Raw genomic sequence first — 15,617 nt, 5'->3', positions numbered from 1 at the left:
GGTTATGAATGGAAGTAATATTAATTGAAGTTACCTAGGCTTACCCAGAATCAAATCGGTTTATCCACCATTACGCTAGGCAACCTAGTTTCAAACGTAATCGGCGGTTTGACATGGCTTTTCCTTGCTTCGATGATGCAGGTTGACAGCTACGGCGAGGTCAACTTTTACGTTTCGCTAGCAACGATGATCGCATTTGGCGCGTTGTTTGGTATGGATACCCTGCTTATGACTTTTATCGGAAAAGAAAATGATAGAAAGCTGGTTCACCAAGCATTCTCCTTTACTCTCATCGCGTCTACCGCCGGCGCTGCCGCTATTGCATTCTTTAACTGGCAGGCGGCTATACTGTGTCTCGGACTTGTATACTTTGCAATGAGTGTAGGCGAGATCCTCGGCTCGCAACGATACAAAGAATATGCGATAACCGTCATTGCAGAGCGCAGCCTGCGACTTGGCTTGTCCCTCCTGTTCTTTACTCTGATGGGACCGCTTGGCATACTTGTCGGGTTTGGGGTTTCTCACATTGCCCTTGCATTCAGGTTCCACCAGACGCTCAGAAAGGTGTCCCTTGATTTTGACGCTCTTCGACCCAAATTCAACTTTGCAGGATATAGCGCTGGCTGGAATGTGTTACAGAACATACCCTTGTTTCTCGACAAGACCGTGATAATCGGGCTTTACGGCCTGACAACTTTAGGACTATACCAGATAGGGATGCAGTTTGTATCCATGGCCGGCATGCTCCCGATTAGCATATATCAATTCATGCTTCCGAGAAGGTCGGCCGGTGGCGTCACGAGAACACTCGCATTGGTCGGCATCGCGCTCTCGATAGGAATGGCGGGCATCATAATCCTGGCTTCGCCAGCTGTCATCGATGTGTTTTTTCCCCAGTTCATTGACGCGAAAACTGCGGTCCAAATCGTGGGCATTGCTATCATTCCGATTACAGTTACGGCGATAATGAACGCCGAATTGCAAGCGCATGAAAAGGCACGTCATGTGTTCATTGGAAGCTTGATTTACATCGGCGCTCTGCTTGCAGGGGTAGTGTTTTTGGGCAAGCTGTTCGACTTGGCAGGGCTGGCCATCGGATTCCTACTCGCAAACATTGTTCAGGCAGGATTTACAACGGCTGCAGCGAGCCTTTCACGCACAAAAGGTTAGTGTACAGTCTACTTTTAGTAGGATATTTTCTTAACAGAGTTTCCACATCTGTTGGGATCATCTTCTGCGCCTTTTCATCAATCTCATGTAGCTTAAACCCGAGCTCTCTTAACATTGTCAAGAAAGACTCGGGTTCCATACCAGAGCCTTTGATCAAGCTAGGTATGAATTCGCACATTAAAACAAGCCTGTCCTGTCTGGCAATCAGTTGCTTCATGCCTGTGACTGCTGCGCCTTCCGAACCTTGGATGTCTATTTTTATGAGAGAAATCTTTACATCGCGCAGCTCAGAGACATCATCAAGCCTTATCACTTCAATGTCAATAGACTTGTAGTCGTCGTCCAGCGCGAATATCCTGTGATCGCCGAGGTTGTACTCGCTCTTGTAGAGCTTGCCCTGCCTGTTCGTGTCCGACACTGCTTTATCGAACATCGTGATATTGGAAAAGTTGTTAATCTCAGCATTCTTTCTCAATAGGCCGAAATTATAAGGATCCGGTTCAAAGGCAAAGACCCTGCCGGTTGATCCAACCGTCGCGGCAAATAGAAGCGAATAATAGCCTATGTTGGCCCCGATGTCTACCGCGACATCACCCTGTCTTAGCATTTTTTTTGCAATTTCCGTCTGAAAAGGCTCGAAAGATTTGTTAATTGATAGATGCAAAGAGTCTCTCCAATCCACAAACATCCTATACCCGTTTACTTCCACACTGTCAGATTTCAGCCTTTGAATGAGCCACTTGTTAAAGTCGTGTATGACGCGGTATTTTTCGAGCTCGTGACCGGCCAGTATGTGCTCGCCTCTTTTGTACAGGCTACCAAGGATATTTTTTAAAATTGGCACTATTTCTCACCTTGTTGATGCGCCGACTCGCAGACTTGCATCAACGCACTTCCAATTTGGATATCATCTTGTTAATATAAAGCAGATCCTTGTCAAGAGGCAAATAGACTAAAAAGGCAAATATACATCGCAACTTCAACCAAAGTTGATTGTACAATATTTTAGTCACGGGCGCCGGTGGAACGGCGGGCGTAAATTTTATCCGTTCCATAACGCTCTCAGACAAGTATTTCGTTGTCGGAACCGAGAGAAACAAGTTCCACACTCTTTTTCCCAACGTAAATAAGATGGAAGTAATCCCGAATCATTCTGATCACAACTACCTTGACGAGCTCCGAAAGGTGATTGAAAGAAACGATATTGACTTTTTGCATCCGCAGCCAACCCCTGAATTGCAGGTAATAGCCAAGAACAGGGATGCGCTGGACGTCGAAACCTACCTTCCCGCCCCCGAGGTTGTTTTGCGAGACAAGCTGGCCCAGCAGCGGGTGCTGGAAAGAAACGGCATCGATGTCGCAAAAACCATAGAGATTAGTTCAGAAGCAGATTTACATGACATTGAAGGCAAAATCGCTTTCCCAGTCTGGGTGAGGGCAAGACGAGGCGCCGGCGGGAGGCTGAGCAACAAATGCCACAGCGCCGACGACGTGCTCCTCTGGATCAAGCTGTGCGTCTCCCAAGGCCGTGCCAAATGGGGCGATTTTATCATCCAAGAATTTCTGGAAGGGCGTGACATGGCTTGGGACAGCCTGTGGCACGAAGGCAAGCTTGTCACCTCGTATGCAAGAGAACGCTTGGAATACCCGTTCAGCCAGCTTACGCTTTCCGGCATAACCGGCACTCCCACCGTAGCCAGAGTAATACATGAGGATAAAGTCAACCTTGCCGCAGAAAAGGCGGTACGCGCAATAGACCCCTCGCCCCATGGCTGCTATTCCGTTGACATGAAAGAAAAGGACGGGAAGCCAATGATAACGGAGGTGGATTCGGGAAAATTCCATACCACCATTGGTCTCTGGGGTTACGCCGCAATCAAACACCTAAAGTTGCCCGCAATTTACGCGCTGCCAAACCTTTACCTTTCTATTGGGCTGGAAAAGCAGGTGCCGGACATGCCCAAGTACGATATCTATCCAGAGATATACCTGGTGAGGCATATCGACTGCGGTGCGTGGATAACGGATTGGCATAACCTTAAAGAAAAGGTACTCTAAGTCCCACTAGTTGCTCACCGACGCCGACAAGAAGGAAATAACAAACATCCTTACGCTCAGATACAGCCCGGTTCCACTCAGCAATGACGCAAAAACCTGGCAAGACTTTATCCCAAAAAACAATGTAACGATTGACGGCGCTTCCAGAACAGTCCATGAAATGCTGTCGGGTTCCTTTGCAGGGATGAACAAGCTTGGGCTCACAGTTTCAGGCGGCATAGACTCTTCAGTTCTCTTGCATTCTGCTTCCAAGTCGGTGGAAAACCTGGTGACATTCAGCGTTCTTGTGGACGGCAAGAAAGATCCGATGCTAGAACGCATGATAGCCAACTATGAGACTGACCATCATGACATAGTACTTGACAGGATATTCAAAGAGATGCCGCGCCACATCTGGCTTGTACAAAAACCAATGTGGAACATGTGGTCGTACTACCTGCTAAAGTATGCGTCAAAGTACTGCGACATCCTCTGCACAGGCGACGGGGGCGACGAGCTCTTCGGCGGATATACGTTTAGATATCAACAGTTTCTCAACGGGAATCTTGCCAGTCCTATTGACAGAGTGAAAAGCTATCTGGATGGCCACGGTCGTGATTGGGTTCCAGACCAGAAAGATCTCTTTGGTAAATCGATTAACTTTGATTGGGACTCTGTATACTCGCTCCTTGTGCCCTACTTTGACAACCCTCTGGAACCTCTTGATCAGGTCTTCCTCGCAGACTTTAACGGCAAGCTACTCCACGACTGGCACCCAATGTTTCAAAGGTGGGCCGACGCTTTCAATCTCAAACTCTTCAGGCCTTTCTTGAGCAAGGAGATGATAAGCTTTGCACTACGGATTCCTGTATCTCTAAAGTATGACCGGAATAGCTCTAAAGGAAAATTGATACTGCGACACTTGCTAGCAAGCTATGGCCTGCAGGAATTGTCAGCCCAGGGCAAGCAGGGATTTGCATTTGATACGATCAAGTTGTGGCAAAAGGAGGGCAAGGAGATCTTCGAAAATATCATGGATCAATCAGAAGTTGTTGAAGCGGGACTGATCAGTATGGAATGGATCGACAGGACCCTCGGCAGCCAGGAGAGGCAGGCCAGCCACAGGTACGTCAACAAGCTGCTGGGCATCCTTGCACTAGAAGTATGGCACAGAATCTTTATAACTAAATCAATGTCCCTTAACCAAACGTTATGATCTGCGACGCCCACGTCCATTTCGGGCCGGATACCTTGGTGGAAGAAGTTATCGCTATAAGTGATCTGGAAAGATACATTGAAAAATTTAGCGTGAGGAAGCTCATGGCGTTTGCAAGCAACGCGGAAATAGACAAAGTCAATGCCGATCTAATCAAGTATTCCAGAACCCACAAAGAAATCTATGCATTAATGAGGATGACGCCCTCTAATGTTTCGTGGTGCAAGCAAAATCTACCAAAGCTTTTGGATGACAAGATAGTGGGCATAAAGTATCATCCAAGCATCGACAAGGTCAAAGTCACGGATCCTGTTTTTTCCGACGTCTTTGACATTCTCCATGACAAGGGAGCCATAGCTTTGATACATACCGGGAGGTGGCTAGAAATGGCCAGCTATGAGTTTGCAATAGAGATAGCAAAGTCGTACCCAAAGCTGAGGGTAGTCATGGCCCACATGGGAGGAAACGAGCTTCAAAATGCCAAGGCTGCCATAGAGAACTCCAAGGGCATAGACAACCTGTGGCTGGAGACGAGCAATTGCCGCATACCGTCTGTAATCAGGTGGGCTGTCCGCGACCTTGGGTCAAAAAGAGTCCTGCTCGGGTCCGACATTCCGTGGGGAACCATGAGCGCAAACTTGGCAACCGTGAAAGAAAGCCTGACCAACGAAACAGACATTCAAAACATAATACACGACAACTTGGATAAAATGATCTAGTCGCTCTTATCCCCAAAGTCGGTCTGAAGTTGTTCCTTGATGGCGGACTTTACGTAATCGATGGCTGCCGTGGCGTTGGGGTCGTGCCCATTTAGCAACGACAGGTAGACAGTTGAATAGTCCAAGAGGTAAACCAAACCCATGATGCTGGCAAGCAGAGTATTGCCCTCGCCTTTCAATTCCAGTACCGGAATCCCTTTGGTCTCAAGGAAATTCTTTACAATCCGAAACCTCGAAGATACCGAATTGCGTTCCTTCTGAGAACGGAGCAATACCACGCTACATTCAGAAGATTGTTTATCGGAGAAAGGAACTATGCTGTTGTGACACGCCTCTTCAACGTCCTCACTGATCGCGTGGGTCTTGGCATTTTCATTAAGCGAATTCCTGAATCTTATTCCAGCCGCCCTGAGGTCAGAGTTGTAATAGCAGATGGGAAGCGTGCAGCCTATGAACAGGGCAATCTTTTTTGCAATATTCACACTCGTCGGAGACGAGCTTCTGGCTGAATGTGATAATGACCGTAATGTTTCCAGCGATGATGCGATTTGTTCTTCCATGCCATACTCAAACACTCTTAGAATATTCATCACCGGATAGACTAAACAAGGCAGCGACAGCCTAGGTGCTCCAAGATTCTGAATATTAATGTGTGAAAGACCCTCTTTTTTTGCCAACGTCTCCAACGCGCCACCTGCGGACAGTACAATTGTATCGATCTTCTTTCTCACACATTCCCTGACAATCTCGATTGTTTCATAGGTATTGCCGGATACGCTCGATGCAATTACAAGCGAGTTCTTGTCTACGCTTTCTGGAAGCGTCGACCCTCTAACTACACGCGAACTCATCTTCAATACCGAGCAGGCAATGTCTCCTACAGTAGCAGAGCCGCCCATTCCTGCAAATACTATCGATGAATAGGCTCTTTTTCTTATTTTCAAGTCATCGGTAATATTCTCAGATTGTGCATTGGCTGAGAGCGAATAGTCGTACCAATTGTCATACACTTTCATGAAGGAAGAATCATACATTGCAAGGTCGTCAAGAATCATCTATCTCACTTGAGCCCTTTGCTCTGGTTCGCATACCAGTGTCGTACGCGATGCCTGTAGGCTATTCCTGAAACGTCCACAAACATCCTTGCAATATCGCGGACCTTGAATCGCCTGTCAAGTTCGATCTCGATTGGCATTTCCTTTATCCTCAATTGCAGCAAGTCTGCAATCACAAACAGCTCCACGTCAAACGCATAGCGCCTTACCTGCATCACGCTGAAAATCAAGCGCAGGGCGTCGCCATTGCCCGCCTTCAACCCCGCCTGCGTGTCCTTTAGCTTTATTCCAACCAGTAGTCGAACGACGAGGCTAAAGGCCCTGCTAAGAAACTTTCTGGATTGCGGCGCTTTTACTCTTGACAATGGATGACGCTTTGATGCTACCACCAGATCGAAACTGCCAAGTTCATCGATGTAGTCTTTGATAACTTCTGGCGAGACGTCCAGATCTCCGTCGGTAAATATGACGGTACTTCCTTTTGACCTCATTACGCCTTCTCTAACAGCGTATCCCTTCCCTCTGTTGACGGGATAGGAAACTATGTGTATGCTGGGATCCTTTTCCTGCTCTTCCTGAAGTACATCGAGCGTCTTGTCAGTACTGCCGTCATTGACCACGACTATTTCATAAGCTTGTAACGTGGACCCCAAGACCCGTTTTATCCGTGCAAGTGAAACGCCAACCCTCTTCTCTTGGTTGTATACAGGAATGATGACGGATAACTTAGTCTCAGACTTTAATGGCTGGGGGGAAGACGTTTGCAACTGCTGGTAGATATGCTCTTGGAGTTATATATAAGAAATGACCCGACATGAATAGAGCTATACTATGAGACTTTTCCATTTTTGGGCACAAGAAGCCTTTTATATTGCCGTTCGCTGTCCTACCTAGATAGTAGATGGCATCCGGTCTAGATGATATTCGCAAACACAAGCAGATTCTCGGAATTGCCGTCGCCGGAATAATTCTTGCTGTGATATTCGTGCCCTTGCAAAATGCAGAAGCGTTTACTGTTACCACCAGCCTTCCTAATACAACTGGCAACACAATAACGCAGTCTGCAAGCGGCAGTGACTTTCAAGTATCTGTTGAGGTTGCTGCTGGAGAATTAATTTCTATCAGTTCAATTGAATTAACAATGGATAACACTATTGCAGGTGTCAAGCATGCCATTTTTAACGCAAACGGTCAGAGAACAAGCGGTGACCCTTCTCTTGTCAAAGATAACACGCTTACCATAAGCCCGTCGGCTGGTGCTTCCGGGTATGGATATGGCTTTGGCTTGATTTCGACGGGAACAACCTATTCGGCTCCTTATTCTTTCACGTTTAGTTCGTCGTACGGATTTGTTGGCGGTAACAATCTAGGTTACCAAAATATTGGAGCAGGTACAAACGTTGTAAACGGATACTATGGGCCCGTGACCATAACAATAAGTGGGAAACTCAACTCGGGTTTGATACCTCCAGGCACTCACACCCTTGATGTATTGATTCAGACCAATGCAGGAGGAAACGGAGTAGACGAGCTTGTTGCTCCTCAATTGACATTTACTGTCAATTCGAGCCCCGCAATAATCCAGATCCCGGTAAGCTCTGGAACTAACGTCTCCCTTCCGCCGATAACCGTGCCCGGCGTATCAACACCGATCACTGTTACTATTAGCAACGTCCAGACCGGCGGTACGATAGTTGTAGAGCAGGTATCTCCATCTACGCTCCTAGCAGACAATCCGGGCATATTCTCTGCTGTGGGAACGTCGTCCAGTCTCACTATTGGAACCTCCACAGGTAACACCATTGGCACTGTGTTTGAGATAGACACCTCATCCATAACACTGGGCTCAGGTGCAACGATCGATGTCACAATACCCTACGATCCTACACTGCTTCCTCCGGGCTTTAACGAAGCAAACGTCAAGTTCTTCCACTGGACAGGGACTGCATGGGTAGATGTTACACTAACCGTAGATACCGCTGCCAACACTATTACAGGCAGGCTGACCTCGCTCTCGCCGGTTGTCGCAGGCTACACGTCTGTGGCTCCTAGCGGAGGCGGAGCAGTAGGTGGCGGAGGCGGCGGTGGAACTACAGGCGGTGGAACAGGTATAGATCTGACACCGACGTACCCAGACTCCTACTTCGTGAACAACCCGCTGGCAAAGGTCCAGGTGCAGAGCACGGCATTTATCGGCTCAAGCGGCCAGGCAGTAGCGGCTGCGAGGACTGGAGGACAGATAGACATCCAGGCTACCTTCAAGAACTACCAGCAGAGCTCACAGAACTACGCCATCATCATACAGGTGATCGACAAGGACGGCTTCACCGCTGATGTAGGCTGGGTAACCGGCACGCTTGCATCCGGCGAGACCACCAATGCTGCAAGATCGTGGGTCGCAGGAGACGAGGGCAACTACACGGTGAGGATATTCGTCTGGGACGGAATCAGCCAGACGCCCACTGCGCTGTCCATAGTCAACGACAAGACCCTGACTGTTGTCGCCTAGGTAGCTCTTCCTACCCTCTTTTCTTTTCAGTCCTAATGTAAATTATGAAAGTTAAGCGACCAATCAGAAATGCAAGACTTTGTTGCCGTATCTGTGCGCATGCACAAGGTCGGTAACGTTTCCGCACTCGGGGCATCTCCACGCACTCGGCTCGCTGCAGTACAGGCAGAACTTGCTTGAAATCATGTTTCCTCCGCAGCTCCGGCAAAGCTTTTCGTGACAGAGCCTGCTGAGTCCTACAGCCGCCATTGGGAATTTGCTTTGAGCTTGTCTGCAATAATAGTGGCGTGCAAGAAGAAAAGAGAGCAGGATGTGAAATAGCTTTCACTCAGGTTCGGTTCATTGAGACAGACCGGCTTTTCAAAAAACCCGGGCTGAAAGGCGCCTCCCTTTCGGATTAAATAGCCACGTCCTGAATCATGCAGGCGTCGAATCTGGCTTTGCAGCTTGGGATGCTAGTGTTTTTGAGATACTTGGCGCCGCGATCGGTGGCCGAACAGCTCTGTTTATTAACGAGTTATACATTACGTATAACTGATGAGGGCTAGGGTGAAAAGGTGGGGCAACTCACTTGGGCTTATAATCCCGGCGGATCTGGCTTCAAAGGAAGGGCTACGGGAAGGAGACGAGGTCGAATACCAGCTCAAGAAGTGCAACGACATCAAGGAGCTATTTGGCAAATACCCGATGGGCGACATCCAAAAGATAAAGGACGAACTTCGCAGGGAATGGGCTGACAGTGAGTAGGGACAGGACTTTTTTCTATGACAGTTACGCTGTGCTTGCATACATCAGCGGTGAGAAGGCTTACACCAGATACTTCGAGGAAAAATCTTCAGGTGCACTAACGAAGCTAAACTTGATGGAAATCTACTTCAGGGTCGGTAAGCTCCATGGCCATGAGGCCGCAAGGCAGATTATCGATCGCTTTTCCAGGTATCTCGTTGACTTTGATATTGATGACATTGCTGGCTCAATGAAACTCAGAGAAGATCTGATGAAAAAGCGGAAGGACATATCATACGTTGATGCACTTGGATACTATCTTGCCAAAAAGATGCAAATCCCATTCCTTACAGGAGACCGGCATTTCAAGGAGCTCGAAGGAGTAATGTTCGTAAAGTAAGTTTGCCCTTTCAGATCAAATAACCATCTTCGTCCCGGAGAATCTTCTGAACTATGCAGGCGCCGAATCTGGCCTTGTGGCCTGAGAGGCCATGCGCCGGTATAGCAATGCGGCCGACAGCGAGGCGGCCAGGATCAACGCGATACCTGCGTCAAACTCTGGAACGACCTCGGTGCCGGCAATCTCAATCTTGTGCGCCCCCCGCTTGTACCATACGTCTATCAGCTGCGTCGCGCCGCCCTCGTCTCCTATCACCACATAGTCGTCGGAAGGCTCTCCGTCGACATAGACCTGGTAGGGCCCCAAAAGCAGGCGGTGGGCCGGGACCAGGAGGTGGCCCTCGGACCGCTTTTGCTCGTCGACTGTGACAGAGATGCACCTTGACTCCTCGTCAAAGTCAATTGCCACTATTTTCGACGACGCGCCCGCAGTCAGCCTGATCTCGCCGGCTGAGAAATCCACCTCTTGGGTAGAGATGCTCGTCGTGCCCAGGATGATCTCAAGGGCGGTCCGAAAGTCGATGGGCCCTTCAATAATGATGGACTTGAGCGAACTTTCAAACTCGGGAAGATGCCTCTCGTATGCTTCCGGGGACGCGGCAGAAAGGCTCACAGCGATGGCGTTTCTCAGGGTGAAGATCACGTAGGTGTCCGTCTTGCTGTAGCCCACTTCAGCCGGGCATTCGTGTACCGTGTGGAAAACCCTGTTGCCGTTCAGCGGAATTATCTGGTCCACGATGCTGTCGCACGACTCGTCCTCGTATATTGCGACACGGCCAAACTCGACTCCCACCTCCGACGTCATCAGCCTTCTGGCATCTATTCTGTCTGTCACAAGAACCGTCATCAAAGCGTCAGGTTCGGCGCCGGCAGGATACATTATGGCATATTCTTCGCTTGTCAGAGTGCCGTTCCAGCCGGCAGGAAACTGGATCTCAAATCCCGCTGTCCTGACGCTGTACTTGCTGCCAAGCTCGGTCTGGGCATACGCAGCGCCGGTGCTGCCGATAAAGATCAATAGCAAGACCATGGCAGCCCCTCCAGTCATGCGTAACGGTCATACCGCCCGTATCATCGTATTTAGGCATTCTGAAGATGCTCTCTACCTCGAGTAGCAATAAATACGCCTGCAGCGAGTTGCTCTTGTGAAGCAGGCGCAGGCGGGCCTTGCGATAAAGGATTTTGCCAGGGTCTCTAGCAAGATACAGCGGTTCATTTCCGGCTATTTGAAATCAAGTGGCGCCCGGGGGCTGGTAATAGGGTTGAGCGGAGGCCTCGACTCTGCCGTTGCTTTACAGCTGTGCGCAAAAGCTGCAGGGCCAAAGAAGGTCCTCGGCCTGGTCCTTCCTTCAAGTTCCACACCACAAGACGACGTGTCAGACGCCGTCAACCACGCGTCGAGTCTTGGGGTCGAATGCAAAGTAATCGCGATTGATCCTCTGATAGAGAATTATGCCAAGCTGCTGCCAGAGGCAGACAACAAGACAAGGGGCAACCTTGTCGCCCGCATGCGGATGGGTATCCTGTACTACTTTGCGGCTTCTCGCAATTCGCTTGTGGTAGGAACGAGCGACAGGTCAGAACTGATGATAGGATACTTTACCAAGTACGGCGACGGCGGCTCTGACCTCATGCCGCTTGCAGGGCTGTACAAGACGCAGGTCAGGGAGCTGGCAAGGCACCTCGGCGTCCCCGCGCAAATAGTCAACAAAAAGAGCAGCCCCCGCCTGTGGCCCGGCCAGCTTGCAGAAGACGAGCTTGGATTGAGCTATGACACCATCGATCCGATCCTTTACTGTCTGGTGGACAAAAAGATGAAACCCGCCCGGGCTGCAAAGGCGCTAGCCGTCTCTCCAGCTAGTGTACGAAAAGTAGAAGCAATGATCAAGGCAAGCGCCCACAAGAGGATTATGCCGCCCGTCGCTCGCATCGATTAATAACAAGCGCAACCTATGGGTGCAGCGTTGAAAACTGTACATTTTGCCATAATTGGCGGCGCTGCAATAGCGGCGATAGGCATAATTCTGGCCTTCTACGCAAACTCTTTTCAAACCATCGGGGCAAAATCCTACTCTTCAGGCGATTTCACGGTTTACGTGCTGGAAGACACTAGCAGCAGGTTCCTTGCAAAGGTGGAAAACAAGGGCCCAGCCCTTGACAACGCGGCGGCGTTTGTGGTGAGAAAGGGCCTTGACGAAAACTGCGAGCCGCAGGGCATAGTCGTCGCAAACTTTCGGGTCAACGACACCGGCGGCAGGCTGGTCCCAAACCCTGACTCGCTGCCGGCAAATTCTCAGGCGACGCTTGATTCAAGGAACGTCAACCTGTCCACTGTGCCAACCGGCCCAGGCTTTGAAACCACAGTCTACATACTGGGCCTTGAGGAGAATTCCATAACTGCCAAAAACCTCATCCAAAAAGTGCCCATCAGCCAGCCAGATTCCACGGAACTTGAATCTTTTGAAAACTGCCTCGAGCAGGCCGGCAAAGGCTACCCGCTTGAGCTAAAGGTCTCCAACCCGCAGAAGGACACCCGGGTGTTCTTTGCGATAAAAGACGCGTCGGACAAGGAGTACCAGACGGGGCTATCCATAGGAACAGATGTGCCAGATGCCGCCTTTTTGTTCTGGCCCAATGCTGCCAGCGGATGGCTCTCGGGCAACTACACCCAGTTCTCCGGGCCGGCGCCTGCATGGAAGGAGCAGGAGCAGGTGATGGTATCTGTCACCACAGTCTCTGGAGGCGAGGTAGACACGTTTGAAGATACCGTGGCCCCGAGGCTTGTCACGGCGTCGTACGACTTTGTCGACGTGGCAAAGGGCCTGCCGCTTCCGGCCCATCCAAAGTACTGGGAGATAGACGTCGACCTTGCAGGCAAGACCGTAGGCTGACAGGCTACCACCTGCGCTTGTCGCCTTCAAGCAGGCCCGAGCCTCCGTGGATCCTGTCTATGTGCTTTGACAGGTCCTCCTTGGACTCAAACTCGGACTGGCAGTAGGGGCACGATATTTTTTCTTCTGGCACGAAAAAGATTGCAAAAACGAGTACTTGTGTCTTACTTGCCGTACCTTCGCACCCTGCGCTGGTACGTCCTTATTGCGCGCATCAGGTCTATCTTGCGGAACTCGGGCCAGAACACGTCCATGAACATAAGCTCAGAGTATGCGCTCTGCCAGATGAGAAACCCGCTCAGGCGCTTCTCGCCGGAGGTCCTCAGTATCAGGTCGGGCGACGACTGCGGCAGGTGCGACGTGTACAGAGAAGCCTCGATGGTCTTTTCGTCGATGTCGTCAACCTGGATCTCGCCCCTCTTTGCCATGCCTGCTATCTTTTTCACCGCGTCCACGAGCTCCCTCTGGCCGCCGTACGCTATTGCGATGTTCAAGAACATCTTGTTGTACTCTGCCGTCGACTCTTCGAGTTTTGTCAGGATCTCCTGTATGCTGTGCGGGAGCTTGTGCCTGTCGCCTATAGCCTTTATCCTCATCTGTCGCCTGTGCACGCGCTCGTCGCTGTACAGCTTGTTCAGCTTTATCTCGAGAAGCCTGTAGATGTTGCGCAGCTCGTCGTCCTGCCGGTCAAGGTTCTCCGTTGAAAGAATGTAGAGCGTCGTTATCCTGACTCCAAGGTCGTGTATCCAGTTCAGCAGGTCCTCTGCCCTGTCGGCGCCGTACTGGTGGCCCCGCTCGCTGTCAAGGAAATGGTAGCGCGCCCAGCGCCTGTTGCCGTCAAGTATGATTGCGACGTGGTTTGGCAGCGGATACTTCAATATCTCCGATTCCAGCCGGCGCTCGTAGTACGAGTAGATCCGGCTCGCATGGAGCAGGCCGTCCATCACGGCCCTGCCTCCCCTGTCAAAGTCCTCGCTGAGCCCCATCCTCAATAATTCATGGAATGCGACATTTATTTAAGATATTACCTGACCCTCTCAGCGACAACAATATAGCCAGAGTCTGGCAAGAAAGGCCGTTGAAGAGGCCCTACACCATCCTTGTCGCAGTCGACCAGTCAGAGAACGCAAAAAGGGCGCTCAAGACGGCGATATGGCTTGCCAAGTCTACAGGCGCCCGGCTTATTGCCGTTCATGTCGTCCCGCCGCCCCCGGTGGCAGAGGGGGTTGCGCCCACCACGCTTGAAAGGCTGGAAAAGGCCTACCTGAGCATGGGGAGCAGGATCCTTGCAGACCTTGCATGGGAGGCTGGCACAAAGCACGGCTTTAAAATAGAGACGCTCTTGGAGACGGGCGACGCGCGGGAAAAGATACTTGCAGCAGCCAAGGAAAACAGCGCGGACATCATTGTGATTGGAAGCCGCGGGATGGGCAGGATAGGGAGGCTCTTGCTTGGAAGCGTGTCGCAGTCGGTTGTGCAAAATGCCAGGATCCCGGTCCTTGTCGTAAAATAGACGCGCAAGGCCCGCCGGTTCTGTTAACTTATCGGCTCACGGCTTAAAGTCAACTTGCTTGCATCGACTTTCAGGATTACCGGCGTCACACTCCCGAGTTCCTGTACCATTGCTTCACCTGCAAGCCCTTCTGGACGCTGGAACACATCAGCGCCCCTCCTAGCTATGTTCATCGCAGCAACTACGTCACGATCCATCCACTTTCGACAGTCTTGACACCAGAGCTGCCGCCTGTAGAACGGGTTGTCACGTTCTGCCTCTTGGACTCTCTTTCCGCATCGAGGACAGAGCTGCGATGTTCCTCTCGTCTTGCTTTTCGTCAACGTTATTACTTTCACGCCTTCCCATGCTGCCTTGTATTCGACTTGCCTTTTCAATTCAAAGAAGGACCACGAATTCATCCGACCCCGATATTCGCGTCCTTGGTAGTTGCCTTTCTGGTATAGCTTGCGAATGAAAGTGATGTCCTCGAATACTATTGCAGCCTTGCGCTCCTTTGCATCTTGTACTATTGCTTTACTGACTTTGTGCAACAGTTGACTTACCCTGTTGCGCCTGCGTCGTCCGTACTTGTCGGTTACCATCTTACGAATTCGCACATCATTGCGTCTAAAAGACCGTGTGATAGAACACGTATTTTCTGCCACCCTGACTGCTTGCGAGACATCAAACATGACGACTCTATCATGATTACCGTAAGCAACATTCGCAAGATTCCTGTCCACCCCGGCTGTCGTGTTACATCCAATCTCTGTTACCTCCTTTGAATAAGCGATGCTTACAGTGTTGTTGGCTGCAAGAGTGAAAGAACGCACTATTACCGCAGCGTCAGACAGGATGCACTTGACGTAGGAGTTAAGGAGAATGTCAAAATACCGCCTGTCACCAAGCGGAACCTGCAGGACGCCATTTTCAACTTTAAAGCCATAGCTTGAGATCAACAATGCGCGCTTCATGTATGGAGTCCTAGTAGGATAACCTCGTTTGATGGACTGCTTTCTGTTTGAAAGGATGCCGGCTGCCTTTGAGATAGCGTTCAGTTTGTAGTAGGATATGATGTCATACTTAGCAAGAGCAGGATAGCAGAGTTTTGACAGCCTCTTTAGAGTTGAAGCATTATTCTCAAGTCCAATTCTCAGGCAGTCATTGACCATCTGTCTGAATGTTTCCATCATCGCCAGCATTCCTTCACTAAGCGAACAAGCTTGATTGATGCATTTGACAGCCGTTACTATGGCCAACTATTACCGATTTCATTCTTTTGTATTAAAAGAGTGTAGCACCATTAGGGGAGGGGGTAGGAGCTGGCAGTTAACAGAATCACTGTTATCAACGGCACGACTTCAAGTCCCACCCTCGCAGGCGGCGCGGTTGCAACCGGC

At 50.2% G+C, this 15,617-nt stretch carries 18 protein-coding genes; 10 read left to right on the top strand and 8 right to left on the bottom strand.

The window, feature by feature from the left end:
* The first annotated feature begins 24 nt into the window (after positions 1–24).
* Entirely contained in the window at positions 25–1,170 is a 1,146-nt protein-coding gene (locus HXY31_RS02470) for a hypothetical protein (RefSeq protein ID WP_292639250.1), read from the top strand.
* Here the strand turns inward: HXY31_RS02470 and HXY31_RS02465 are convergent.
* Positions 1,130–2,014: an FkbM family methyltransferase gene (locus HXY31_RS02465; RefSeq protein ID WP_292639247.1), complete on the bottom strand. Its 885-nt coding sequence runs from the start codon at positions 2,012–2,014 to the stop codon at positions 1,130–1,132. The genes HXY31_RS02470 and HXY31_RS02465 overlap by 41 nt on opposite strands.
* 149 nt (positions 2,015–2,163) lie before the next feature.
* Here HXY31_RS02465 and HXY31_RS02460 point away from each other — a divergent pair, with 149 nt between their 5' ends.
* From HXY31_RS02460 to HXY31_RS02450, 3 genes are read left to right on the top strand one after another with little or no spacing between them, the layout of a single operon-like run.
* Positions 2,164–3,228, top strand: a complete 1,065-nt coding sequence (locus HXY31_RS02460) for a hypothetical protein (RefSeq protein WP_292639244.1) — start codon at positions 2,164–2,166, stop codon at positions 3,226–3,228.
* 10 nt (positions 3,229–3,238) lie between these two features.
* Positions 3,239–4,423, top strand: coding sequence for an asparagine synthase C-terminal domain-containing protein (locus HXY31_RS02455; RefSeq protein WP_292639241.1), 1,185 nt, complete (start codon positions 3,239–3,241; stop codon positions 4,421–4,423).
* Positions 4,420–5,142 carry an amidohydrolase family protein gene (locus HXY31_RS02450; protein ID WP_292639239.1) on the top strand — a complete coding sequence of 241 codons (723 nt, stop codon included), beginning with the start codon at positions 4,420–4,422 and terminating at the stop codon, positions 5,140–5,142. The genes HXY31_RS02455 and HXY31_RS02450 overlap by 4 nt, the downstream gene beginning before the upstream one ends.
* Here the strand turns inward: HXY31_RS02450 and HXY31_RS02445 are convergent.
* The 3 genes from HXY31_RS02445 to HXY31_RS02435 form a co-directional block, all read right to left on the bottom strand.
* Positions 5,139–6,197: an SIS domain-containing protein gene (locus tag HXY31_RS02445; RefSeq protein ID WP_292639236.1), complete on the bottom strand. Its 1,059-nt coding sequence runs from the start codon at positions 6,195–6,197 to the stop codon at positions 5,139–5,141. The two genes, HXY31_RS02450 and HXY31_RS02445, sit on opposite strands and share 4 nt — an antisense overlap.
* A gap of 5 nt (positions 6,198–6,202) precedes the next feature.
* Positions 6,203–6,964, bottom strand: coding sequence for a glycosyltransferase (locus HXY31_RS02440; RefSeq protein WP_292639233.1), 762 nt, complete (start codon positions 6,962–6,964; stop codon positions 6,203–6,205).
* Between the two features lie 775 nt (positions 6,965–7,739).
* Positions 7,740–7,973, bottom strand: a complete 234-nt coding sequence (locus HXY31_RS02435; protein ID WP_292639231.1) for a hypothetical protein — start codon at positions 7,971–7,973, stop codon at positions 7,740–7,742.
* 34 nt (positions 7,974–8,007) lie between these two features.
* Here HXY31_RS02435 and HXY31_RS02430 point away from each other — a divergent pair, with 34 nt between their 5' ends.
* From HXY31_RS02430 to HXY31_RS02420, 3 genes are all read left to right on the top strand, one after another.
* A complete protein-coding gene (locus HXY31_RS02430) occupies positions 8,008–8,706 on the top strand; it encodes a hypothetical protein (protein WP_292639229.1) in 699 nt (232 codons plus the stop codon).
* Positions 8,707–9,243: 537 nt separating this feature from the next.
* A complete protein-coding gene (locus HXY31_RS02425; RefSeq protein ID WP_292639226.1) occupies positions 9,244–9,453 on the top strand; it encodes an AbrB/MazE/SpoVT family DNA-binding domain-containing protein in 210 nt (69 codons plus the stop codon).
* A complete protein-coding gene (locus tag HXY31_RS02420) occupies positions 9,446–9,832 on the top strand; it encodes a PIN domain-containing protein (RefSeq protein WP_292639224.1) in 387 nt (128 codons plus the stop codon). The genes HXY31_RS02425 and HXY31_RS02420 overlap by 8 nt, the downstream gene beginning before the upstream one ends.
* Positions 9,833–9,883: 51 nt before the next feature.
* On the opposite strand, the gene HXY31_RS02415 is transcribed toward HXY31_RS02420, so the two are convergent.
* On the bottom strand, positions 9,884–10,861 hold the full coding sequence (locus HXY31_RS02415) for a hypothetical protein (protein ID WP_292639223.1): 978 nt from the start codon (positions 10,859–10,861) through the stop codon (positions 9,884–9,886).
* 115 nt (positions 10,862–10,976) lie between these two features.
* Between HXY31_RS02415 and HXY31_RS02410 the strand changes: the two genes are divergently transcribed.
* A complete protein-coding gene (locus HXY31_RS02410; protein WP_292639221.1) occupies positions 10,977–11,768 on the top strand; it encodes an NAD+ synthase in 792 nt (263 codons plus the stop codon).
* A 27-nt stretch (positions 11,769–11,795) separates the two neighbouring features.
* The gene (locus HXY31_RS02405) at positions 11,796–12,722 is read left to right on the top strand and encodes a hypothetical protein (RefSeq protein WP_292639219.1); all 927 of its coding nucleotides are present in this window, start codon (positions 11,796–11,798) and stop codon (positions 12,720–12,722) included.
* Between the two features lie 4 nt (positions 12,723–12,726).
* On the opposite strand, the gene HXY31_RS02400 is transcribed toward HXY31_RS02405, so the two are convergent.
* Both HXY31_RS02400 and uppS read right to left on the bottom strand, forming a co-directional pair.
* Complete coding sequence (locus HXY31_RS02400; protein ID WP_292639217.1) at positions 12,727–12,855, bottom strand: hypothetical protein; 129 nt, start codon at positions 12,853–12,855, stop codon at positions 12,727–12,729.
* A gap of 31 nt (positions 12,856–12,886) precedes the next feature.
* Complete coding sequence (gene uppS / locus HXY31_RS02395; RefSeq protein WP_292639950.1) at positions 12,887–13,708, bottom strand: polyprenyl diphosphate synthase; 822 nt, start codon at positions 13,706–13,708, stop codon at positions 12,887–12,889.
* Between the two features lie 92 nt (positions 13,709–13,800).
* Between uppS and HXY31_RS02390 the strand changes: the two genes are divergently transcribed.
* Positions 13,801–14,235, top strand: coding sequence for a universal stress protein (locus HXY31_RS02390; RefSeq protein WP_292639214.1), 435 nt, complete (start codon positions 13,801–13,803; stop codon positions 14,233–14,235).
* Positions 14,236–14,258: 23 nt separating this feature from the next.
* Here the strand turns inward: HXY31_RS02390 and HXY31_RS02385 are convergent, their stop codons facing one another.
* Positions 14,259–15,476, bottom strand: coding sequence for a transposase (locus HXY31_RS02385; RefSeq protein WP_292639212.1), 1,218 nt, complete (start codon positions 15,474–15,476; stop codon positions 14,259–14,261).
* Between the last annotated feature and the right edge of the window lie 141 nt (positions 15,477–15,617).

The organism is Nitrososphaera sp., assembly GCF_013388945.1.
Lineage (GTDB): Archaea > Thermoproteota > Nitrososphaeria > Nitrososphaerales > Nitrososphaeraceae > Nitrososphaera.
This window is presented reverse-complemented; position numbering and strand designations above follow the sequence as displayed.

Excerpts from the sequence above, each read along its gene's own strand:
- HXY31_RS02450 (WP_292639239.1), top strand. The coding sequence starts at position 4,420 with ATGATCTGCGACGCCCACGTCCATTTCGGGCCGGATACCTTGGTGGAA.
- HXY31_RS02445 (WP_292639236.1), bottom strand. The coding sequence starts at position 6,197 with ATGATTCTTGACGACCTTGCAATGTATGATTCTTCCTTCATGAAAGTG.
- HXY31_RS02425 (WP_292639226.1), top strand. The coding sequence starts at position 9,244 with ATGAGGGCTAGGGTGAAAAGGTGGGGCAACTCACTTGGGCTTATAATC.
- HXY31_RS02415 (WP_292639223.1), bottom strand. The coding sequence starts at position 10,861 with ATGGTCTTGCTATTGATCTTTATCGGCAGCACCGGCGCTGCGTATGCC.
- uppS (WP_292639950.1), bottom strand. The coding sequence starts at position 13,708 with ATGGGGCTCAGCGAGGACTTTGACAGGGGAGGCAGGGCCGTGATGGAC.